General features: G+C 59.7%; 22 protein-coding genes. 11 read left to right on the top strand and 11 right to left on the bottom strand.

Annotated features, from left to right (window positions below):
• Positions 1-21: 21 nt before the first annotated feature.
• Complete coding sequence (locus tag K1W69_RS10730; RefSeq protein ID WP_220228348.1) at positions 22-1,119, top strand: 2'-deoxycytidine 5'-triphosphate deaminase; 1,098 nt, start codon at positions 22-24, stop codon at positions 1,117-1,119.
• Positions 1,120-1,129: 10 nt separating this feature from the next.
• Here the strand turns inward: K1W69_RS10730 and K1W69_RS10735 are convergent, their stop codons facing one another.
• The gene (locus K1W69_RS10735; RefSeq protein WP_220228349.1) at positions 1,130-1,921 is read right to left on the bottom strand and encodes an ion transporter; all 792 of its coding nucleotides are present in this window, start codon (positions 1,919-1,921) and stop codon (positions 1,130-1,132) included.
• A 150-nt stretch (positions 1,922-2,071) separates the two neighbouring features.
• Here K1W69_RS10735 and K1W69_RS10740 point away from each other — a divergent pair, with 150 nt between their 5' ends.
• Positions 2,072-2,362, top strand: a complete 291-nt coding sequence (locus K1W69_RS10740; protein ID WP_220228350.1) for an acyl carrier protein — start codon at positions 2,072-2,074, stop codon at positions 2,360-2,362.
• Positions 2,363-2,420: 58 nt separating this feature from the next.
• On the opposite strand, the gene K1W69_RS10745 is transcribed toward K1W69_RS10740, so the two are convergent.
• The 3 genes from K1W69_RS10745 to K1W69_RS10755 form a co-directional block, all read right to left on the bottom strand.
• The gene (locus tag K1W69_RS10745) at positions 2,421-4,061 is read right to left on the bottom strand and encodes a DUF1254 domain-containing protein (protein WP_220228351.1); all 1,641 of its coding nucleotides are present in this window, start codon (positions 4,059-4,061) and stop codon (positions 2,421-2,423) included.
• Positions 4,062-4,258: 197 nt separating this feature from the next.
• Positions 4,259-4,480: a hypothetical protein gene (locus K1W69_RS10750; RefSeq protein ID WP_220228352.1), complete on the bottom strand. Its 222-nt coding sequence runs from the start codon at positions 4,478-4,480 to the stop codon at positions 4,259-4,261.
• Positions 4,481-4,855: 375 nt separating this feature from the next.
• The gene (locus tag K1W69_RS10755; RefSeq protein WP_220228353.1) at positions 4,856-5,239 is read right to left on the bottom strand and encodes a hypothetical protein; all 384 of its coding nucleotides are present in this window, start codon (positions 5,237-5,239) and stop codon (positions 4,856-4,858) included.
• Positions 5,240-5,392: 153 nt separating this feature from the next.
• Between K1W69_RS10755 and K1W69_RS10760 the strand changes: the two genes are divergently transcribed.
• Positions 5,393-5,971, top strand: a complete 579-nt coding sequence (locus K1W69_RS10760; protein WP_220228354.1) for a DUF7684 family protein — start codon at positions 5,393-5,395, stop codon at positions 5,969-5,971.
• A 217-nt stretch (positions 5,972-6,188) separates the two neighbouring features.
• Here K1W69_RS10760 and K1W69_RS10765 read toward each other — a convergent pair whose 3' ends face one another.
• The 3 genes from K1W69_RS10765 to K1W69_RS10775 form a co-directional block, all read right to left on the bottom strand.
• Complete coding sequence (locus K1W69_RS10765; RefSeq protein WP_220228356.1) at positions 6,189-6,689, bottom strand: ferritin-like domain-containing protein; 501 nt, start codon at positions 6,687-6,689, stop codon at positions 6,189-6,191.
• 592 nt (positions 6,690-7,281) lie between these two features.
• A complete protein-coding gene (locus K1W69_RS10770; RefSeq protein ID WP_220228357.1) occupies positions 7,282-8,292 on the bottom strand; it encodes a DUF1214 domain-containing protein in 1,011 nt (336 codons plus the stop codon).
• A 17-nt stretch (positions 8,293-8,309) separates the two neighbouring features.
• Entirely contained in the window at positions 8,310-9,836 is a 1,527-nt protein-coding gene (locus K1W69_RS10775; protein WP_258570988.1) for a DUF1254 domain-containing protein, read from the bottom strand.
• 140 nt (positions 9,837-9,976) lie between these two features.
• On the opposite strand from K1W69_RS10775, the gene K1W69_RS10780 reads away from it, so the two are divergent.
• Positions 9,977-10,987, top strand: a complete 1,011-nt coding sequence (locus K1W69_RS10780; RefSeq protein ID WP_220228358.1) for a helix-turn-helix transcriptional regulator — start codon at positions 9,977-9,979, stop codon at positions 10,985-10,987.
• A 130-nt stretch (positions 10,988-11,117) separates the two neighbouring features.
• On the opposite strand, the gene K1W69_RS10785 is transcribed toward K1W69_RS10780, so the two are convergent.
• Positions 11,118-13,169 carry a bifunctional aldolase/short-chain dehydrogenase gene (locus K1W69_RS10785; protein WP_220228359.1) on the bottom strand — a complete coding sequence of 684 codons (2,052 nt, stop codon included), beginning with the start codon at positions 13,167-13,169 and terminating at the stop codon, positions 11,118-11,120.
• 198 nt (positions 13,170-13,367) lie between these two features.
• Here K1W69_RS10785 and K1W69_RS10790 point away from each other — a divergent pair, with 198 nt between their 5' ends.
• On the top strand, positions 13,368-14,339 hold the full coding sequence (locus K1W69_RS10790) for a sugar-binding transcriptional regulator (protein ID WP_220228361.1): 972 nt from the start codon (positions 13,368-13,370) through the stop codon (positions 14,337-14,339).
• A gap of 83 nt (positions 14,340-14,422) precedes the next feature.
• Here the strand turns inward: K1W69_RS10790 and K1W69_RS10795 are convergent, their stop codons facing one another.
• The gene (locus tag K1W69_RS10795; protein ID WP_220228362.1) at positions 14,423-14,584 is read right to left on the bottom strand and encodes a cytochrome oxidase subunit III; all 162 of its coding nucleotides are present in this window, start codon (positions 14,582-14,584) and stop codon (positions 14,423-14,425) included.
• 202 nt (positions 14,585-14,786) lie between these two features.
• Between K1W69_RS10795 and K1W69_RS10800 the strand changes: the two genes are divergently transcribed.
• The 4 genes from K1W69_RS10800 to K1W69_RS10815 all read left to right on the top strand — a co-directional run bounded on the left by K1W69_RS10800 (position 14,787) and on the right by K1W69_RS10815 (position 18,769).
• Entirely contained in the window at positions 14,787-15,431 is a 645-nt protein-coding gene (locus K1W69_RS10800) for a S24 family peptidase (protein ID WP_220228364.1), read from the top strand.
• 20 nt (positions 15,432-15,451) lie between these two features.
• Entirely contained in the window at positions 15,452-16,222 is a 771-nt protein-coding gene (locus tag K1W69_RS10805) for a thermonuclease family protein (RefSeq protein WP_220228365.1), read from the top strand.
• 154 nt (positions 16,223-16,376) lie between these two features.
• Entirely contained in the window at positions 16,377-17,180 is an 804-nt protein-coding gene (locus K1W69_RS10810; protein ID WP_220228366.1) for a hypothetical protein, read from the top strand.
• Between the two features lie 11 nt (positions 17,181-17,191).
• Positions 17,192-18,769: a hypothetical protein gene (locus K1W69_RS10815; protein WP_220228367.1), complete on the top strand. Its 1,578-nt coding sequence runs from the start codon at positions 17,192-17,194 to the stop codon at positions 18,767-18,769.
• Positions 18,770-18,774: 5 nt separating this feature from the next.
• On the opposite strand, the gene K1W69_RS10820 is transcribed toward K1W69_RS10815, so the two are convergent.
• Positions 18,775-19,179: a hypothetical protein gene (locus tag K1W69_RS10820; protein ID WP_220228368.1), complete on the bottom strand. Its 405-nt coding sequence runs from the start codon at positions 19,177-19,179 to the stop codon at positions 18,775-18,777.
• A complete protein-coding gene (locus K1W69_RS10825; RefSeq protein ID WP_220228369.1) occupies positions 19,176-19,427 on the bottom strand; it encodes a hypothetical protein in 252 nt (83 codons plus the stop codon). The genes K1W69_RS10820 and K1W69_RS10825 overlap by 4 nt, the downstream gene beginning before the upstream one ends.
• A 331-nt stretch (positions 19,428-19,758) precedes the next feature.
• On the opposite strand from K1W69_RS10825, the gene K1W69_RS10830 reads away from it, so the two are divergent.
• Complete coding sequence (locus K1W69_RS10830; RefSeq protein WP_220228370.1) at positions 19,759-20,814, top strand: SH3 domain-containing protein; 1,056 nt, start codon at positions 19,759-19,761, stop codon at positions 20,812-20,814.
• Entirely contained in the window at positions 20,811-22,364 is a 1,554-nt protein-coding gene (locus K1W69_RS10835; protein ID WP_220228371.1) for a hypothetical protein, read from the top strand. The genes K1W69_RS10830 and K1W69_RS10835 overlap by 4 nt, the downstream gene beginning before the upstream one ends.
• Positions 22,365-22,466: the final 102 nt, after the last annotated feature.

Consider the following 22,466-nt stretch of genomic DNA (forward strand, 5'->3'; position numbering starts at 1 on the left):
CCATGACAGGAAGGGGGAGCGATGCGGCAAACCGGCATACTCTGCGACGACGATATTTCCGGCTTGTTTCGGGACGGGCGGCTGATCACCGAACGGCCGCTGGCCCCTGACCAGATCCAGCCAGCGAGCCTGGATCTGCGGCTGGGCGCGAAGGCCTACCGCGTACGCGCCAGCTTCCTGCCCGGCCCCCGCAGCACCGTTACAGACAAGCTGGAGCGGCTGAAGCTGCACGAGATCGACCTCGCCAACGGCGCCGTGCTCGAAACCGGCTGCGTCTACATCGTGCCGCTGATCGAGAGGCTGGATCTGCCAAACGGCGTATCGGCCTCCGCAAACCCGAAAAGCTCGACCGGCCGGCTCGACATATTCACCCGCGTCATGGCCGACCGCGCCCAGGAATTCGACAAGATCGAGGCAGGTTATAGCGGTCCCCTGTTCATGGAAGTCAGTCCCCGCACCTTTCCGATCGTCGTGCGCAGCGGTTCGCGCCTGTCGCAGATCCGCTTCCGGGCCGGCAGCGCCGGCCTGAGCGAAACGGAGCTCGCCGTCCTGCACGCCGCCGATCAGCTCGTCGCCGCCGATCATCCGAACATATCCGGCGGCGGCATTGCGCTTTCGGTCGATCTGGCCGGTGGTCCGGACGGTCTCGTCGGCTACCGGGGCAAGCATCACACCGAAGTGGTCGACGTCGACGTCAAGGCGGCGCACGACATCCTTGATTTCTGGGAGCCCATTCACATCCGCGGCGACCGGTCGCTGATCCTCGATCCGGACGAGTTCTACATTCTCGTTTCGCGCGAGGCGGTGCATGTGCCGCCGCTTTACGCCGCCGAAATGACGCCCTTCGATCCGCTGGTCGGAGAATTCCGCGTCCACTACGCAGGTTTCTTCGATCCGGGGTTCGGCCACAGCGGAGCGGGCGGCAAAGGCAGCCGCGCCGTGCTGGAGGTTCGCAGCCACGAAGTGCCGTTCATCCTCGAAGACGGCCAGATCGTCGGTCGCCTTGTCTACGAGCACATGCTCAATCGCCCGCGCGCGCTTTACGGATCCGACCTCGGCTCCAACTATCAGGCCCAGGGCCTGAAGCTTTCAAAGCACTTCCGCTCGCCAGAAGGCTGAACGCAATACGTCAGGATTTCTCCGCTTCCGCTTTCATGGCGCGCACCTCGGCCCTGAGCGCGCGGATTTCATTCAGGATCACTTCCTGCTCGCTGTGCATCGCCTCGCGGTCGGCGGACGCCTCGGCTTCATGCTCGGACTGCATGGCCGACACGATGATGCCGATGAACAGATTGAGCACGGTGAACGAGGTGGCGACGATGAAAGGCACGAAGAAGGCCCAGGCCATCGGATATTCGGCCATGACCGGCCGCACGATCCCCATCGACCAGCTTTCAAGCGTCATGATCTGGAACAGCGAATAGGCAGATTCGGGGATCGAGCCGAACCATTCGGGAAAGGCCGCGCCGTAGAGCTTGGTGGCCATCACGGAAAAGACGTAGAAAACGAGGCCAAGCAGCAGCACGATCGAGCCCATGCCGGGCAGCGCCGCAATCAGCCCGCCGACCACGCGTCTGAGCGACGGCACCATGCTGACCAGCCGCAGCACGCGAAGGATGCGCAGGGCGCGCAGCACCGACAGGCTTCCGGTGGCTGGAAGCAGCGCAATGCCGACGACGATGAAATCGAATATCCGCCAGGGGTCTGAAAAGAATTTCAGCCGATAGACGGCCATCTTGGTCAGCAATTCGACCACGAAGATCGCGAGAATCAGCTTGTCGAGAAAAAGCAGCAAACCGCCGAAATGGGCGACCGCCGCCGGAACCGTCTCGAGACCGAGCGTCACCGCGTTGATCACGATAATCACGGTGATGGTCCATTCGAATTTGCGGCTTTCGATGATTGATCGGAGCTGTTGCATTGCGGACCGTTGGCTGGAGAGTGCGCCTTGCAGATGGCGCCGGGGCGCCCGGCTGTCAAGGCGTCAAAAGGCGTTTGGGCAGGATCGTATGATCCGGCGCGAAACATTCGGCGTAGAAAGATCATACGGCATCAAGATCAGGAGAAGTCCATGCCCGTCACGCTTTATCCGGCTCACTCCGCCGTACCATCGATCGGACAGGTCACGCTGGAAGTCGCATCAATATGGGCCAAGGCGCTCAATATCGACGATGTCGGTCCCGATGAGGACTTTTTCGACCTCGGCGGCCACTCGATGATCGCCGCCGGAATTCTGGGAGACGTCGCGCAGCGGTTTGGCTGCGCGCTCGCACTGCCCGACATGATCGACGCGAACACACCTTCCCTGATGGCCCGCCTGATCATGGAGCGTCGAAGCGGCGCGTTCGAACGCGCGGCGTGATTTTTTTGCGTCGCTTGCTGCGCGGCCGGGGGCGGCGTCGCCGCCTCCGGCATTGAACCTATTCGGCCGGTTCGATCTCCGACGGCCGCCAGCTCTTGTCGAAGAAGGACGGCTCCGGACTGTAAAGACGCAGGATCGTGAACCAGCCCTTGTCCGGGTCGGTCTGGATCCAGTTGCCACGATCAACCCCATCGGGCTGCTCAGGCGAGAACCAAACGGTGGTCGTTCCATCGTCAGCGGCGGTTGCGGCCGGAGACGGGAAACTCTGGCTTCCGGCCCGTGGATATTTCTGCGGCGTGGCGAGCATCGAGCGAGTCTGGTTGTCGTAGAGCGTGAGCGACCAGAAGGCTTCGGCGGGTATATCCTTCGGCAGGGTCACCTTGTAGGTTTTCGATCCATCGAAGGGACTTCCGCCGGAATCGAGGAAATTCATCAGGTACTGCGAGCCGACGCCCGGAATGCGCATGATCATTCCTGGTGAATCCAGCGTGTAGCCATAGTAGAAGGCGGCGCGCGAATCGAGCGTGCGCGCGCCCGTCGGCGGCAGCGGCTTGAACATACCGTCTTCGAACAATGGCGGCGGCGTTTCGAAGAACGCTCCGCTCTCCCACAGCATGCTGCCCCAGTGCGATCCGTCGTAGTAGGCCCAGTCGGGGTGTTTCATCGCGTAGCGCCAGTTCAGGGACCGACCGGTCGCCTGTCCGAAGGCGGCGGCGTCTGACAGAATCTTCTTCATTCTATCGTCAGGCTTGAACGCCTTTCCGTGGACGATGCCGATTGCGGCGAGTTGGCCGGCCAGCTCCACGTCGTAGCTGGTGGCCGGCTGGCTCTGGACAACCTCGTTGATCAATTCGAAAAAACCGAAATCGCTGGGCGGTATCGTATTGTAGGCCAGTCCCGTTCCCTCGATGAACTTCGTCTCGGGGATCTCCGGTTCGCCGGCAATGCGCACCGCGCCCTCAAGGGCCTGCGCGATGCTGGAGCCGTATGCGCCGGGCTTGTAAGGGTAGATCTTCAGGGTTTTCTTGACATTTTCGACAGCCGGTTTGGGGTCGTTGTCGACGAGGTAGGCGCGCGCCGCATAGAGCGCGAGATTGGTTTTCGAATGCGCCACGAAGTAACCGCCCTCGGGCAGCGGGCCGTCATAGTCGGGGCCGACGATCAGGTATTTTCCGCCAAGCCCGCGATCGGGTCCAGGCCCGCCGATATCGATGATCCAGGAAAACCACATGTCATTGATGGTTCCCACGGCGTTGGACGGCTGTTCGATCACGATCGGACCCTGGCTCAGGTCGAGACCTGTCAGGTAATAGACCGTATCCGCATTGGCCGTGAGGAAAAGCGAGCTGGAATCCATGAACTCGGAAAAGATGATGACGTCTCCGGGCTTCGCGCCAATGCTTTCAAAGCCCTTGACGAGCGCCATGGCCGACGCGCCGCGAAAACTGTTGTTGTAGACGTTCAGCGCCCGGGTGAAATCAAGCGTGTCATAGACTTTCGAGGCGGTCGCTTCGGTCGGGACGCCGTCCACGAACTCCAGGGTTCCGAGGTGCGTGTCGATCGTGTCGGGCGCCGAGAGCGACCGCACGGTCTCTTCAGATATCTGGGCGAAGGCCAGACCACCTGTTATTGTCAACGCAAACGCCAGCGTCGCGCACCCCGTGATTATCCGGCGACTTCCAATACCGTTTCGTTTCATGATGTCCTATCCTGATACGGAACTGTCCGCTCGAAGAATTTCTGCTGCGTGGTCCAAGTGACGATTGCAGAGTTCTTACAGACGCATGACAGCTCAGATGTAAAACCAAATCTTATTATTTGGATGACACGCCAACCAAATAACTTTTTACGTGTATCATCTTTGTTGTGAAATAAAATGCGAGAATGCGCACAGCGTCAGATTTCGTCGGGATCATCATCCCGCACGATTCCAAAGTCTTTTGACCGCGTCTTTGGATCCATAGGCAGTTTCGCCGCCTGCATGCCGAGGCGGAGCAATTTCCGCACCGCCGCCGCCCGGCTCGGCATGCGCTGCGAGAAGCGCCAGTCGTCTATCGCCGCAAGCTCTTCCTCATCGAACATGATCTGCACACGGGTTTCCCGAGTGTTCGAGGGCATCGGACCGTCCAGTATTAAACGAACCAAGGCAATTTGGTCATTCAACGCAAACAGTACAAATTACGCAAGTTGCTGCAATTGAGGATTGCGCAAGGGTGGCGCAAGGACAGCGAGCGTCGGATTTATTGTCCCGGCGAAGTTTCCTATGATGACGGAAAATTTCTGACCGACGACAAAGGCGCTTTGATACGATGGAACTCTTGATGAAATGCGGAAACTGCGGGCAGCAAAACAGGATCGTCGCTGCCACGGAGCTGGATTTGTCTTCGAAGCACCTGATTTTATGTTCGAAATCCCGCGCGCCTCTAGCCGACCGGCTGGATGGCCGCTCCCGGCCTCTCGAAAGCGAAGGCGAACCGCGCGACTTTTAGCGCGCTATTTTGATGCGTAGACCCGGCAATTGCCATTGTGGTGGAATTTCCACCGTTTCATGGCGTTCTTGCATCGCTGGATCGCGTTCTTTTCGGCGTCCTCGACGGACCGTCGATTGAGCGACACGCCGCAGACATACACGCCATATTCATAATTGATCTTGCTTTGCGCATAGGCTGAATGACCGCCTGCGGCCTTGTATTCCTGGGCGGCCTCGGTGCATGGATCGTCCGGATTTTTCGGCAGCGCGCGCCGCAACTTGCCGTATTGGCCAGACAGGTTTCCCGACGATTTCTTGGACGCAGTCTGACCCGGATAGGCGGAAAGGCTCACGCCGACTGCAATGGCGAATGAAAGCGAAAGACGAAATAAGAATCTGAAAAACATACTACCCATCATACCCTGTGGATTTCTTCACAAGTTATTTTTTTATGAACCACGCCACCGAGGCAAGTATTGGACGCAATATTTTCGTACTATCAGTTGCATTCTTCACAGGTCTGTCATCACACTCGGTTCGCAATCTTGAGATCAACAAACGTGAAGCCAACGAAGCCGATGTTCGAGTACTTCAATTTGCGCGGCGGGGATCAACCGCCGGATCTCGGTTTCGATAAGCCGTTCAAATGCCTTGTCCTGATCCGCGAAGACGTGACGGATACATGGCGGGTCGCGATGAGCCGCTGGCTGGTGGCGTCGGGGTGCCTCTACATGATGGCATGGGGCCGCGACTGCATCCTGTGGGACGACAGCGTGGACTGTGCGAACATCGAAAAATTCCCCGGCGACATTCCCGACGACAAATTTGTCATAACGTCGTGGCACAACGACGAAACGCTGGAAGATGTCGTCGATTTTGCGACGTTCTCGGCCAATCATTCCAGAGTCCCGTTGGAGACACTGGTCGTTCTCGATATCGGTCCTGACAGTCGCAAGGACGAGATCGCGGCGCTGATTGAGAAATGCCGACGCGAGGCTTTGGAAGAGGCGGCCGCGAAACCTCGCCCAAGCCGGTTCAGACTGCGTTGGCTGGAGCGATTACTTCCGAAATTCGGCTCAATGATTATGAAGGCCGGTCCCCGCATTCAGACACAAAACGAAAGAATGCCGCGACTCTAGTCCGTATGCCCCTCGGGCATATGGGTCTCATTGCTGATCCCTTTCGCGTCAGGGCGTCCCTGAGAGAAAAAACACGGTTTGAGATCAAAACACTTGACTGGCACGCTGATCGAGACGTCGATGCCATCGCACAGAAGTTCACTCGATGAATGTCCATGACATTAAAAGGGCCGCACGATCTCCGGTGCGGCCCAATTTCGTCCGTGATGGACAAAATTCAGGAGGCGGCGTCCTTGTTGACCCCGCCCTTCATGGCGATCGCTGTCATGCGGCGGTCGCCGTCATAAGTCTGATCGAGGCATTTTTGCAGAATCGCCGCGTCACCGTCCAAACCAAGGCGGTTGGCGAAGGCGGCCAGCGTCCCGTAACCTGCAAGTGCGTAATGTACCATGCGCTGATATTGCGGGATGATGGCTGCGTCGCGCACGTCAGCGTCCGTGATCTCGTCGGACAAGCCATGCGCGCGCGCTTCCTTCACGAGGCCTTCCATACCCTTGCAGTGCTCCGCGTTCGGCTTAATGCCGTGGTCGTTGCACAGCTTTTCTATTTCGGCGATGCCATCGGCAATACCGTTGCCGCCATCGATCAGCGCCTCGGACAATTCCTCGTCTTGGGCAGCGCGGCCCAGTTCGGTCACGACAGGCAGGGACTGGGTGTTGGCGCTCCAGATGTCCTGCAGTTGATCGAGGTAAATGTCTTTGAGTGAGTTCATCGTCATGTCGGACTCCTTCTGTATGGTTAGTCCCCCAACGACTGGCCCCACTGAAAGTTCCTTTAGTCGATAGTGCTTGTCTGTATCCTGTTGCCCGCGCGAAACGCCGCATTGACCGTCCGATTACTGATTGGTTGCGTTTGCAGTCCTTGCGGCTACGGCAGCTATGCGGTGCTGATCCGAAGGGGCTAAACGACCCGCATGAGAGCGCGAATCTGCCACTCAGGTTATCGAGATGAATGACGTTGAAAGGCTCGAAGCCGACATACGAGCCCTCTTCCTTCCACGGGTCGCTGACTCGAGCCGCATATGCCGAACATGCTCCAGAACCTCGTGGCAAAAAAACCGAACCAGCTGGCGCGCTACAGCGCGGGTTCCATTCCCGCTACCCGCTCCAGTGTGAAAAGGGACTGGACTGAACCCCATACATGGGTCAGTGATGACGGTTACAGTTCTCTGTTCCAGGTCGATATCTGGAACGGACACCGAAATGCAGCCTGATCCCCATGCCAGAGAAGGTCCGGAAGCGGCCGGCGATCTCTGACACCGGAGCGGTTGCGGCGAACCGGAGCACGCAAGAATTCCGATGGTGGGCCGGTCAATGAACCGGTATTGCCTCGGGAAATTTCCAGTTGCCATCGACAACGGATTCCTCCGGCCTGTACAGGCGGACCAGATAATTCCAGTCCTCGACAATCTCCAGACAGTTCAGGCGGTCGTCGTCGCAATGTCCGAAGTTGATCGTAAAGGAACCGTCATCGTTGGGACTGGCCGTGACATTGTTGTAGGAATAGATGCCTGTCTCGCTTTTCGGAATGAAGCCTTTGCCGTCGTAAAGCGTCACCGACCAGAAACCGTCCACGGGGACGTCCTTGACCGTGAGTTGGTGAGGAATGTTACCGTCGTTCTTGTCGGGGGCGTAACTGAGATAGATTGCATCCCGCGGCAGGTTGGCTCCCCAGCAGCAGGCAACACCCATCATGTGATTCAGCCTCTCGACCTCGTCCCTAATGCCGAAGAAGGCTGACGTATCCGAAACCGACGATGCGAGCACGTTCAGAGCATCGCGGAACGCATGCATCCGGTCGGTGTCCCAATCCGGCATTTCGAGCGTTCCGGTGGATGCCTGGGAAACCTCGATCGCATCCTGCAGCGCGTGCACCTTGTCCAGGTCTCCTTCGCTGCCGGGATCGACAAAAGTGCGCACAATCGCAAAGATATAACGCGTCCCGTATTCGTCCTCGGTGAATTCGTACTCTCCGGGCTCGTAGATCGCGGGAAAGATGCTGTGATCCTCGTTGACGATCAGGAGCGATTGAAAGCGGTCTCCGGTCTCCGGCATGGTGATCGTCAGCGGTGTCGTCAGATCGAAAACCGCCACCGAATAAACGGTATCGCGGTTACCCCGGATCGTAATCTGGTTGTCGACGTCGTAGAGCTCGCGAAAGTGGCCGAATTTGCCGAAGGAATCGTATTTTTCGATATATCCCTTCATCTGCTCGTCGGATTCGGCGCGGGCATAGGTGTCGAGTGACACCGGTTCGACGGATTTTGCGACAGCGGTCGCGGCAACGAAAACAGCTGCGGTAACCAGAATCTGGCGGATCATCAGGTTGCTCCTCTCGATCAGTTGATGAGTTGAAAATCTTCGGGTTTCCATGACTTGTCGAACCAGGGCTGAAGCGGTGCGTAGAGCCTCAGAATCACCGAGTAGCTCTTGCCCCGTACGGTCTGGATCCAGTTGCCCGCTTTGCCTGCCGGAGGCTCCGGTCCGAACCATATCGTGTAGGATCCGTCACGGTTCGCCTCGACCCTGCCCGTGGTGCTGTCCAGGCCGGCAAGTTTCTGATTGGTCTCGAGGATTGACCGTGTCTGGCCGCTATAGACGACGAGTGACCAGAAATCGCCTGCCGGCACGGGGCCCGGAAGCGTCATCGAGTATGTTTTCCCGCCGTCAAGATAGGCTCCGGATGCATCGGTGTTGGCGACTTCGTATGCCGAGCCGCTTCCGGGTTTGGGCAGGACCATGGCGGGCGTGATGCCGGTTGCATAATAGTGGAACATGATTCTGTCATCGATCATGCGCACCGCGCCATCGAGAAACTCATGGCTACCGCCGGCGAAGGGAGACCACCATTGCCGGTCCTTGTAGAAATAAAACCGATCGTCACGCGGGGAAAAGTTCAATGCGCGCGCGGTGGCGTTGCCGACTTTCACCGCGTCCTCGAGAATCGCGCGCATCCGCGCATCCGGTGCAAATTCCTTGCCTTTTCTAATGCCGATGGCTGCCCATTGTCCGGCGAGTTCCGGAGGGAATGCGCCATCCGGTTCACGCTGTACTGCGGCATCGAGTTCCTCGAAAAAGCTGAAATTGTTGGAATGGATCGTGTTCAGATGCCTGCCTGAAAGATTGACGAATTTCTGCTCGCCACCCGCGCCGTCGTCTGACAGCAAATACTGGCGGAATCCGTTTTTGATTTCCTGGCTGGCTTTGGCTGTATCGCCGTCGGATACAAATCCGCGGAAGATGAACTCGTGGAAATTCGTCCTTGTCGGGATGACAAAGTATCCATCCGGCGTGGCGCCGTCGTAGTTGGGCGGCAGGAAGAGGTACTTTCCGCCTTCACCGGCATCCGGACCGGCTCTTCCAAGGTCGATCACATAGCGAAAATAGGCATCGTTCACCATGCCGAGAACGCCGGAAGGAACCTCCATCACGACAGGTCCATCGGTCAGATCGATGGAGCCCCAGGCGTAGAGCGAGGTCGTGTTGGGCGTCAGAAACAGGGAGCGCGCATCGAGAAGGTCCTCGAAGATGCCCAGATCGCCGGGCTCCACACCGGTGGAACGAAGCCCTTCTATGATCGAATAGACAGAAGCGGCCGGCATGCCTGTATGAAAGGTTTCGACCCCGCGGTGGAAATCAAGATAGTCGTAGAGCCGTCTGGCGGTATCCGGCAGCGGCATGCCGTCGAAAAACTCCAGGGTTCCGAGTGCGTCGGTTTCAATCGTGTCGGCCGTGACAATCGACGGCGGAATGTCTGCGGAATAGGTCGGCTTGTCCTGAGCCATGGCAACGCCATACCAGACGAAGGCCCATATGAGGCCCGCCCTCAACCCGGACAGGGCTATCAACGGGACAGGAAACTGCATGTCACTCCCTCCATGACAGTGTCACCGGTTTGTCGGCGCCGGAACGCTATGGTACCGTCCGCCCACACGACCACTCATTTTGTGACAAGCGCATTCAATCCGTCGGATCGAATTGAAAGCGTTTCCAGGGCCGGCCTGTCATGGCGATAGCGACGATTACCGCAAGAACACTCGGACAGATGCCCGATCTGATCCTGCGGGAATGCGGCGAGCGGGCGCTGGAGCGGACATTTGCGGCGGCCAAACTGCCGCTCCATCTGATTGAAGACCGCAACTATTTCATTCCCCAGATATCGCTAAAGGCTTTCGTGGCGGAGGGAAGTCGTCTGCTGGGTGACCGGGACATCGGTCTCCTCGCGGCGCCTGTCCTCTCGGTCACCGACTATGGTCTCTGGAGTGACTACGTGCTCACGGCGCCGACTCTCGGCGGAGCTCTGCAGCGTGCAAGAGAAGCGGTGACGCTGCATGCGAGCGGCGATTGCGTGGCTCTCGAACCGCGCGGCAACCATATGCGTTTCACCTATCGCTTCGCCGAGTCGAGAGGAGAAGACTACGACAACGTTGCGTTCGTCGCAGCGTCGATCATGTTGAGTATCGTTCGCGCCTATGCGGGATCCGGCTGGCGGCCGCAGTGGCTGGAATTCAACATCGCGCCGCGTCGATCGGTGCAGCGTATTGAAGATACCTTTGGCTGCATCGCGAAACTGGGCGCTGAAACCGTTGCGTTCCCTGTCCCGGTTCGAATGCTCGCAATGCAGCGACCGCCGCGGCGCGTGACCGATGTGGTCAGCATGGAAGACGTCATGCGGGAACGGCTCCGGCGTCCCCCGGCCACGCTCGTTGACGCCGTGTCCGAGCAGATCCGGTTGCGCATTCGCGAAGGGCAGCCATTGCTCGATGATGTCGCCCTGGCGTTGGGCATGGGACCCAGGACCCTTCAACGCGCACTGGATGCCGACGGTATCGGATTCCGTTCCCTGGCCGGCCGGCTGAAGATCGAGCGTGCAAAGGAACTTATGCGTCTTCCGGATATGAGCGTTACCAGGGTCTCTCTGGAACTTTCCTATTCGACACCGGCTAATTTTGCCCGTGCTTTTCAACGGGAAACCGGGGTCCCTCCGGGTTTGTTTTTGAGCAAACTGCCGGGGTGAGGTGATTTGCCGGACTTCACCATCTTCTTCCCGCCTGTCTGGACCGCAGCCTGTCAGTGCCGGAGGTGCCACGGAAAAACTATCAAGGCACGAAAAGTCTTCGAGGCCTGGCAGAATTCCGGCCGGAAACCTATCGCAGCGCCGCCTCGATATTGCCGCCGTCGACGGTGAGAACGCCGGCCGTGGTGCGCTCTGCCATCGCAAGGTCCAGGAAGGCTTTCGCCACATGGTCTGCCGTCACTTCCTGCTTCAGCAGGTTGCCTGACATGTATTCCTTTTCCGAAACGCCGCGCGCCTTCGAGCGGCTGGCGATCATGCTGTCGTCGAGCAGGCCGGAGCGGATGCGGTCAGCGTTAACGGCGCTCGAGCGCACGCCGATCTTGCCGTATTCCAGCGCATATTGCCGCGACAGGAACAGCGTCGCCGCTTTCGGCACACCATAGGCGCCAAAATTCGCGCCCGGATTGATCGCCTGTTTCGACGTATTGAACAGCAGCACGCCGCCGGTCTGCTGCATCTTGAAGATCCGCACCGCGTTCTGCGCCACAGACTGGTGTGCGAAGAAATTGAGCTCGAAACTGGTGCGCAGAACGGCGTCGTCCAGCGTTCCGATCTCGCCCTGGAAGGCGGCGCCGGCGTTGGAAATGACGATATCGACGCCGCCGAAGGCTTCCACCGCCGCATCGAAGGCGGCGCGCACGCTTTGCGCGTCGGTCACGTCGCAGGCGACGCCGATCGACTGGTTGCCGATGGACTTGGCGACTTTCGCCGCCGCATCGCCATCCAGATCGGCGACGACCACATGCGCGCCGGTTGTGGCGAAAAGCTTCGCTGTGGCTGCGCCGATCCCGCCTGCGCCGCCGGTCACCAGCGCCACCTGGCCGGTCAGCGGCAGCACCTTGCGGCTTTTCAGTTTCGCCTGTTCGAGCGACCAGTATTCAAGCTTGAACAGTTCCTCCGCAGGCAGAGGATAAAATTTGCCGATCGCCTCGGCGTCGGCGACGTTGGCCGACCACACTTCCGCGACGTCGCCGGAAATGCTCGCCGTCTTGGCCGTGCGGCCGAAGCCGAAAATGCCGAGCCCGGGCACGATCGCCATGCGTGGCATCGGATCGAGGATGGTGCGCTCGATATCGTCGCGGGCGTTGTTGGTCTCGAAATAGGCGCGATACATCTCCGTATAGCGCTGCACCGCCTTGCGGGCCTCCTCGGCCCAGGCCTCGACATCGTCTGCGGGACAGGGCGGCAAAATCACCGGCCAGTTCTTGACGTGGATCGTCAGATCCGGCGTCGTCACGCCGCGCAACGCGTAGTCTTCGAGATCGGCGCCATTGATGAAATCGAGGATCGCCGGCGAGGTCCGGAAGTCGCACACGAAACGGTTGTAGCAACCCTCGCCCAACGCTTCCGCCACCGCGCCGCGCAACACCGGCGCAATCTGCAGCGCGCTCGCCGGATTGGCGGGCAGGTCCGTGCGCGGCGTGAAAGGCGGCTTGCCGTTTTCGGCGATATAGGCCTCGGCCTCGTTAATCGCGGCGATCATCCGGTCATAGGCCTGTCTCGCCGTGTCGCCGAAGGTGAAGATGCCGTGCTTGTCGAGGATCAGCCCCTCGACTTGCGGGTTCTCGTCGAAGACATCGGCGGCGGCTTTGGCGAGTTCGAAGCCCGGCGGGATGTAAGGCACGAAGCCCATGCGGGCGCCGAAGACCTTGTCGATCAGTTCGCGGCTGCTTTCCTGGTCAACCAGCGCCAGGATCGCAGTCGAGTGCGTGTGATCGACGAATTTGTGCGGCAGGAAGGCGTGCAGCAATGTCTCGACGGAGGGATTGGGCGAACCCGGATCAATCAGGCTGCTCCGCTGCAGCGCCACCATCGCCTCGTCGCTCAGCGCGTCGAGCGCGCGCGCCTTCAAGAGCGGCTCCATCTTGACGGCCGGAAGGCCGGGCGGCTCGATGAAGGCCATGTCCCAGCCGCTGCCCTTGACGCACAGCACGTCGTACTCGTCGCCGAGCAGATCTGTAACCCGCGTTTTCACCGATGTGTTGCCGCCGCCGTGCAGCACCAGTTGCGGAACCTTGCCAAGAAGCCGCGTCGTATAGGTGCGTAGAGCAAGGTCCTCGCCGGCATGCCCGTAATCCTCGATCGCCTGCTGCGCGGCCGCGTCGTTCCACTGATTGTCCATCGGCTCTCTCTCCCGGCTTTATCATTCCCGGCCCTTGTATCGCAGGCCTATTTAATTGACAATAGTCATGGTAGTGTGACAATCGTCAAGTTGTCGCCGTCGAGAGGAGATTGACGGCCCGCATTATAGCGCGGAATGTCTGATATGACAGACTGCGCGCAGCGTGTTTCAATTCAGCGATCGGGGAGGCGCCGGGATTTGGAGGGAGAAAGCACCAGGGGCCGCCGCCGTTACCGGCCGGACGAGCAGATCGAGGACATCCTGCTGCGCGCCGCCTGGATGTATTACTACGAGAACAAGAACCAGAGCGACATAGCCCAGGAATTCGGCGTGTCGCGGGCCACCGTGGTCAATTACCTGCAGCAGGCGCGCGAACGCGGGCTGGTCGAGATCCGGCTTGACCCCGTCGCCTTCAACCGCCAGCGCCTGTCGGTGGAGTTGTGCCGAAACTTCGGCCTGCAGGAGGCCGTCGTCATTCCCGGCAGCGAGCTTGATCTCGGCGGCGTGGCGCTCGGCGCGGCAAAGCGCTTTCCCGACCTGCTCGACGAGGGCGACGTGGTCGGCGTCGCCTGGGGCATGACGATCTTCTCCATGTCGGAAAAGATCACGCCGCGCCGCATCGACAACGTCACCATCGTGCAGATGGTGGGATCGATGGAAAGCCCGTATGTCTTCGCCGCCGAAAGCTGCTCCACAAACATTGCGAGACGCCTTGGCGCTCGGGTCGCGAATTTCTACGCGCCGGCCATTCTGTCCTCGGTCGAAGCCGCGCGCATCCTCAAGCAGGAGCCGGTGATCCGGTCGCAATTCGCCGAACTCGACCGCATCAACAAGGCGGTCTTCGCCGTCGGCTCCTGCGAGGCCAGCAGCCATGTGGTGGAAAGCGGCATCGCCTCGCTCGACGATCTGCAGGACTACATCGCGCGCGGCGCCGTCGGCGTGGTCTGCGGCCGCTTCATCGACGGCAGGGGAAACCACGTCGTCGGCCGGCTCGACGAGCGCATGGTCGGCATTACGCCAGACGCGCTGCGCGGTCTGACCGTCGGTATGCTGGTCTCGAACGGCTTCGACAAGGTGGCCGGCATGCGCGCCGCCATGCTCGGCGGCTACGTGACCCACCTCGTCACAGACGCGCCCACCGCCCAGGCGATTCTGAACGACGCGATTTAGCATTCGGTTGGCGCTGTGAAAGCAGGCGCGATCACTGTTGCGACCGGTGAAAGCTCGACGCCCCCGGCAGACCCCGGTCTGACTTATCGCCCTCGCAAGACCGGGATCAGAAACACCAGGCAGGCAAGCAGAAAGAATACGCTGCCGAACATCGGCCAGAATTCGCCCCAGCTCGCGATGATGAAGCCGATCGCCGATACGATGAACAGCAGCCAGCCGGTCAGGATGTAGTCGCTGTCTCTCAATCAGACCTCCCAACGGTTTCGCTGGCCTGAACTGGCAGATTCTGTTCTCTGACGCCAGTCCTGGCAGGCTGGACTGTTACGCATCGCAAACCGGGCGACTGATTTTCGACGCACAAACACGAATTGCCCGGCGCGGTTGATTTCCTCTTAACCGGCGCCGGGTTAAACTCAGGCTGCAACGATCTCATTCGAGTGGAACGCGATGCTGTCGCACGAGAACGTCTGGGCCGCGATCGACGCCCTTGCCCGCATCAACGGGATGTCGGTTTCGGCGCTCGCCAGAGGCGCGGGGCTCGATCCGACCGCTTTCAACAAGTCGAAGCGGAGGAGCGCCGACGGCCGCGCCCGCTGGCCCTCGACGGAATCGCTGTCGCGCGTTCTGGAGGCGACCGGCTGCACGCTGGGCGAATTCGAGGCGCTTGCCGCCGGCGACGCGAGCGGCGCGCCCATACCGGCCGATGCGCGCACCGTGCCGCTGATCGGCTTCGCCCAGGCCGGCGACGGCGGCTATTTCGACGACGCCGGGTTTCCGGCCGGCTTCGGCTGGGACACGGTCGAGTTGCCGACCCGCGCAAGCGGCCAGTCCTATGCGCTGAAAGTGCAGGGCGATTCCATGCTGCCGCTCTATCGCGACGGCGATACGCTGATCGTCGAGCCGCATGCAAGCCTGCGCGCGGGCGATCGTGTCGTTGTGCGGACATGCAACGGTGAGATCATGGCGAAGATCCTGAAGCGCTTCGGTCCGGACAGGGTGGAGCTGCTGTCGCTCAATCCCGAGCATCCGGATCGCGCGTTCAGCCGCTCCGAAATCGAATGGGCGGCCCGCATCGTCTGGGCGAGCCAGTAGAGAGGGAGGAGGAAGGCCACATGCGCACGCTTGTCATCTGCCTTGTCTTGCTGATCGGCGGGCTTGCCGCACTCATCCTTTACGAGCCGCCGAAAACAGAGGTGAGCCACACGACGGAAGCGCGGATCAAAAGCGGAAGCTTCCGCTGGCAAACCGCGGAAACGCCTGCGCCGGAAACCGAGGATAACGACGCGGGTATACGGCCGATTTCGCCGGATCAGTTCGCCGCGCCCTTCACCCGGGATTCCTCCGGCCTGGAGCGCATTGCGCCGCGCGCGCCTGCCACAACCGCGATGGAAAGCGAAACGCAGGACGCCGGCCCCGGACGCACGCCGCTGTTCCGGCCCAAGGTCGTTGCCGCCGGGTTGATCCGCTACGACCAGGGCACGCTGCAGCTCCAGGGCATCGACCTCGTCCTGCCTGGCGACATGTGCACGGCCCCGGACGGATCGCACTGGCCCTGCGGCGTCATCGCGCGCACCGCATTCCGCAATTTCCTGCGCGGCCGGGCGCTTTCCTGCGTCACACCGGGCGACAGCTGGGACGACACGCTGGTGACCGACTGCGTGATCAACAAGCAGGATCCGGCCGCCTGGCTCGCCGGCCACGGCTGGGCGAAGCCGAAACCCGGCGCCGGCGCGGCCTATGAGGACATGGCGCGCCTGGCCCGGCAGCAGCAAAGGGGCATCTACGGCGCCGATCCGCGCAAGGAAATGCCGGATATCGACAGCCGGGTGAGCGTCACCCTCGTGCCGGGCGAAGCGCCCGAGGCGGTTGAATTCGTTGAATAGCGCTTCCCACCGCACCGCCCAAACGCTTGGAAAATAACTGGAAAAGGCAAAAAATTTCCCGATCACGCTGGCCTTTGACCTGTAACATGTTATGAACCTGATGCCCGCCATTCGGCGGTTTTTCATTTTCAGGGGACGAACGGGGACACACATCGTGATTTTTCATGTTCTGAAGCTGTCGGCGCTGGCGATCATTGCGGCCCTTGTCGGCGCAGGCGCGCCGAGAGCGCAAACGGTGGACTCAATGTACGAGAGCTTCACGAAAGCCTATGGCGAGCCGCTCGAAAAGGGATATCTGGAACCCGTCGACATTCACTACATGCGCTACTGCGGCTCCAAAGAGGGATTCAGCCTCATCCTGTTCCGCGTCAACGGCAATACGTCGAGCAGTTGGACTGTAAACGCCCCCTGCGGGGAAGACATTGACCTGGTCGACATGGACATGAACGGCGAGCCTGATATTCGCTATACCGTCTCGTATAACGGAGACGGCTATACCCGCGAGGTTCAGGGGTTCCTCACACCTCGGGGAGACGCACTGAGAACGCAAGGCGAGTATCTGACATTCGAGGAGCGCGACGGGACTTTCCTGCTTGAGAAATACGGATTGCCCGCTGACAAGGTGGACCTCCTTCTTCGCATGGAACAGTCCGTCGAACTCGGCGATCAATGCGTCCGGGGAAATTTCTGTCCGTCCTTTCCCGAAGGCGGGGGATGCCGCATTCTCGTCCAGACCTGCCCCACGTCTCCGAAAGTGCAGGAAATGCATGTCGTCGGCGACGATGCGCTCGCCGCTCTTGAAGGCGACGCCGAATGGCTGGATTTCGTTGCACGCGTCGAGCAAAGCGAAGGGTATGTGCTGGCGCAGGAGGCGATTGCCGCCAGCTACAATGACACAGCTTTCACACCGAAGATGACCCCTGAACGGCAAAAGCTGGTCGACGACTGGCTCCAGTAAAGGACGGAATGATGACCGTATTCATGAGAATTCTGATCCTGGCCGCGGCGGCGCTTGCGCTGACAGGCGGGATTTCCCGGGCCCAGACCATGGAATTCGCCCTGTCGGGCGAAGACCGCATCGCGGGCGACGCGCATGGGACCGAGGGCGCGGCGCTGGACATCGACTGGGACGCCGAACTGAAACTCGGCCTGCTGATCGGCGAGCCGATCGTCTCTCTGCGCTTCCGCTACGACGTCGCGGCCGGCCGTGTGACGATCCCGACCCTGACCGAAAAGGGCCGCGGCTACGAAACGATGATGTATCGCCAGCTGTCGACCGAGCTGCAGGAGGGCGTGCGGCTGACCGACGTCAAGCTGCGCATGACGTTTGGAAGCGATGTCGGCGAAATCGACCTTGTGGCCGATGTCGGCGCAACGGGACAACCCGGCGCCTGGTCGTTCAACATTCCCGGCAGCCCCGACTGGGACGACCTGTTCGAAGGAAAGGGCGTCAGTGGCGGGATGCTTGACGCCGAGACCGCCAAGGCGGCCTGGGCCGGCGGCCTGACGCTCCGAACCGTCGTTATCGAGGACGCGGATCTCAATTTCCATCTCATGCACGAGACCTACATGCGCGACTATGACAGGGAAAAGTACCGCGCGCTCAAATCCGCCTATGACCGCCTGGCCGATGGCCTGAAACGCAGCTACGGCATCGAGATCGGCGCCGAGAAAGGCGCATGGACGGACGCCTATTTCGTCTCGGAACGCTCCGGCGAGATTGGAACGCGGCAAGAATGGTCACAGAGGATGCGGGATCTCGGCCGGCATCTCGACAAGCTTTCCCGGCTTCCGGACAATCTGAAAGCCGGCGCCAACCATGCGCCCTACGAGCAGGCGGTGCAGGATGCGGAGAAGCTTCGCGACAGCATTGTCCGCAATCTCGCCGCCTATGATGCCGAAGGCGTCGACCCGACCACGCTGGAACAGGGTTACGAGCCTGAATTCGGCGGTGATTTCCGCGCTCCGAAGGTGGTCGTGAAATGGAAGGACCGGTATGATCTCGACCAGTATATCACCGTCAATGAAGACGGAAGTCTGGGCGGCAAGGCCGGGCTGGAAGACATCTCGGACTACGACTACGACTTCGCCTATCAGAGCGTGAGCACCGGCGAACTGGCTTTTACCCATGGCTCGCGAAACTTTGCCAACTGCGCCTATCAGAGCGGCGACCCGGTCTATATGGGGTACGAGCGGCTTTCCGATCTGCAGGGCGAGGGCAATTCTCCCTCTCTGGCCGCGCCCTGCCCCAATGCAAACATCAGCAACATTCTCGCTCCGGTTCTGGAGGGAAAAGAGGCGTCCACGACGCCAGTCGTCTACAATCCGGCGACCGGGGAATATGCAGTCTCGACCGCAAGCCAGGTTTCCGACGGAGACTATGTGTATTTTCTCTATGATTCATTCGCTCTCTACAGCATCGACAAATCGGGCGGCGGCGAGGTTTACAGGGACCTCTACTTTCTCGACGAGGCCCTGAACGTCACGGACACCCGGTCGTGCGGCAGCCGGCCGACGGAGGAATGGTACCCCATGCCCGACTGCTAGACGCCCTACGCCGCGCCGCCCTGCGACGTGGGCATCAAAAACACGCGGCGGGCGATGTCCGAGTGGAGGCGCTCGGGCGCATAAAGCCCCGCCAGCGCATCCTTCGACATCAGGTCCGGATTGTCGCCTGCAAAGATCTCCGGATCGTCATAGGCCTTCGATGCCATGCGTTCGGCGATCAGGCTCATGAAGGCGCAGGTGATGGTGAGATTGAACTTGCGCGGCGCGCCGGCCCTTGCGGCGAGCGCGCGAATGCCGTTCGCATAGATCGTCGCGGCCTCCAGAAAATCATACTTCTTCAAAAGACCGAAGGCGACATGGACATGCTCGGCATGGCGGAACGCCGCGGGGTCGATGTCGCCAGCCTCGAACCGTAGGGTGATATCGGCATGGTCAACACAAACGCTCATTCGTCCTGCTCCCTGAATTTGTGGCTGTCGGCCGCCGTCCACTCCAGATCGTAGACGTCCTTCAACTGCGCGATCTTCGCGAGCGTCTCCGGCGAGAAGGGCGGCTTGTTCTCGAAACTGTGCAGCGCAATGCCCTCGATGAGATCGCCGACGGACATATCAAGATGCTCCGCCAGCCCCTTCATGACCTTCAGCAGGCGCTTTTCAATGCGGACGCCGGTCTGGACGCGTTCTGGCTTGGTGTTCATATTGGTATATATGTACGAATGTACACGTATTGTAAAGTGGCGATTTTGCGCGCAGTTGGATACCAGGCCATCGCTGCAGTTGGGTGAATGACCAAAAGGTGGTCGAGAGGAGACCGTAGCCTTCAGCCCAAAGCCGGCGCTCGTCCGAATTTCAGCTGCAAGCCCTGCGCGCGCCAGAATAGTAGATGCTACCTTCCGGCAAAAAAACCTGTGGAGTTCCAACGATCAAGCAAGCTGGTCTGGTTGGGACGACTTGATCGACGCGAACCACCAGACCAACAACGTTCATGTGCGCGCCACTTGCTGCACGAAGGCTATAGAGGAGCATTTCTTGACCACCAGATTTCCTTTCTGCGTACCTCATGATCGGCCTGGCTTGCTGATTGCGATGCTGACCTTCCTGTTTGCGGCCGTTGTGCCTATCCCGGCTTCCGCGCTGGAAAAGGGCGACCAGGCTGTCGTCGCCACCGAGCGGCTCAACCTGAGGAGCGGCCCGGGAACGTCACATGGCGTTGTTCTCGAGATGCCCGAGGGCACGCGGCTTGAAATAACCCGGATCGAAGACGGTTGGGCGCAGGTCTTGCTCGAAGAAGACTCGTCGATTTCGGGCTGGACAAGCGCGAAATATCTCAGCGCCGTAGATAGCGGTCCACCGGCGGACGCCGATGCGTTTTTCGCGGCTATGGCGGCTCGCCATGGAGAGCCGAGGGGCCGTGGCTCGATCGCCCAACTGAGCCTTCATTACGCCTACTACTGTTCGAACGGGGGAGTGGGGCTGGCGCTGTACCGGGAAGCCTCGCCCGAGCCAATCGTATGGGAGAAAGAGGAGTGGTGCGTAAGCGACCTCGAACCCAGAGACATAGATGGCGACGGGATACTGGAGGTCACCTATTTTGTCTCGGGTGGCGGAACAGGCACCTTCGGCGTCAAGGAGAAGCATTTGAGTTGGCCGCCGGACGCAGATCGTCCGGCATTGGGCTATGAATACAGAACCCTGCAGGCCGATACCTATTTCAATCGAGACTTTGAAGTGTCCATGGAGCAGGTCGTCGTTCGCGAGATGCAATACGGTCAAAATTGCCGTGCCGATACGTTCTGCCCGGAATGGCCGGAGGATGCGCAATGCCGCCCTGCGATGGTCTGCGATATCGCACAGGAGGGCACGATGGCAGTGTTGGGAGACGGCTTCCCCGACCGCCTGCGATCAGACCCGAAGTGGTTGGCCTATGTGCAGAAAATGGCCGCTCAAGGCATAGTCCTTGAAGGCGCTGAGGTCCCTCCTGAACTGACGCAACTGTCGCTGGAAAGCCTTGAGGCCGTTGACACGGGTGAACGCCCGGAGTTGACGGATGAGCGAAGAGCAAAGATCGAGGAGTGGTTGAATTGAATGCTTTCCGCATCCTCCTGGCAGCTTGTCTGTTCTCGTTTTTCTGCGCAACGGCAAACGCGAATGTTGTCGAGGGAACGTTTTCCGGCAATAGCCGGGTTGTCGGAGTAAAGGCGCCGACGGACGGAGCCGTGATGAATTTCGACTGGGAGGCGGAAGCCCGCCTCGGATTGCTCATGGGAGAACCTGTCGCTTCCATACGCTTCAAATGGGACAATCCGTCCGGAATTCTCACGATCCCCGTTCTGACCCTCGACGGGCGCGGATACGACACCATCCGTTTCGGGCAATTGCCGCAAGACCTTCAGGAAAAGCCAAGGCTTGTCGACGTCAGGATCCGGCTGACCGTAAGCGATGGCAGCAAGCTGATGCACATCATCTCGGATGTCGGCATTACCGGCAAGCCGGGCGAGTGGTCCTTCAACGTACCTGGCAGTCCCGATTGGGATGAGCTTTTGCTTTTCGCCGGGACTGATACCTATCTGGAAGAAGAGGCCGCGCGAGCAGCCTGGGCGAACGGATTGACCATCACCGATGCAGTGCTCGTAGACGCGACGCTCAGCCTTTATGACCTGCACGACGCCTATATGAACGGCTATGAGCACCGGGAGCGATACCGGGCGCTCGGCGCGGCCTTCAAAAGGCTTTCGGATGGCCTTTACCGAAGTTACGGCATCGACGTGCAGAACATCGACGATGGCTGGACGGACGCGTATTTCGTCGCGGAGAGATCCGGCAAGCTCGAAGACAGCACCGTGTGGTCAGAGCGTTTGGGCAAACTCGAAAAGGTCATCGAAAAGCTGTCCAGCCTGCCGGACGCGTTGCGCGCCGGAGACAACCACGCCCCCTACGCTCAAGCTCAACAGGACGCCGAGACCATACGACGTGCGGCGCGGCATGAAGCGCGCGCGTTCACCCCGGCCGGCGTGGACCCGAACGGGCTGCAAAAAGGCAGTGAACCCAATTTCACGGGAAGCACGGCAATACCGGCCCCACAGATAGTGCTGCGATTCTCTCGGAGACTCTGGGATAAGTCGAAGAGTAGTTTTCTTGTTCCTGAAGACTACTACCGTGTCCGCACTGGTAGATTGTCACGCGAATGGAACAGCTTGGACAGCGCCATTTATGTTCTATCCGACGGATACAGCTACTTTATTGAATTCGCAAATAGCGCAATATATTCTTGCGATAGTGATAAACCGATCACAAGAGTACATAGACGAATCGAGTGCCCTGTTGCCGGTATGGATTATTTTCGTCTTCCCTTATTCAATAAAAGACCTGCTTATTCGCACCCTTACTATTTCAATGAGGAAACAAGATTGGGTGAATTCAGAAGTATAGATGAAATCGATGATGGAGATTACGTATTTTTTCCAATTAATGGACTCGCCATATTTGAGAGAATTGAACGTCCAGACCCGGAACGAGACCCTGTAAAGCAGGTTTTCATCTATGAACTCGACGAAGATGGTGTTGCAACCTTGCTGATGAACAAGCCGTGTGAGGAGGGAATAACCGTGGATGACGCGGAAAAATGCCTGCCCTGACAAACGCGCATGTTGATTTGATCTTCATTCCCATCGGCGGGCCGTTTCGCCGCTCCCGTTCCGCACCACCTTCAATGGGCCCTTTGCGAGGCTTAATGGCGA

Origin of the sequence: Flavimaribacter sediminis, from assembly GCF_019492055.1 — a bacterium.
Classification (GTDB): domain Bacteria; phylum Pseudomonadota; class Alphaproteobacteria; order Rhizobiales; family Rhizobiaceae; genus Flavimaribacter; species Flavimaribacter sediminis.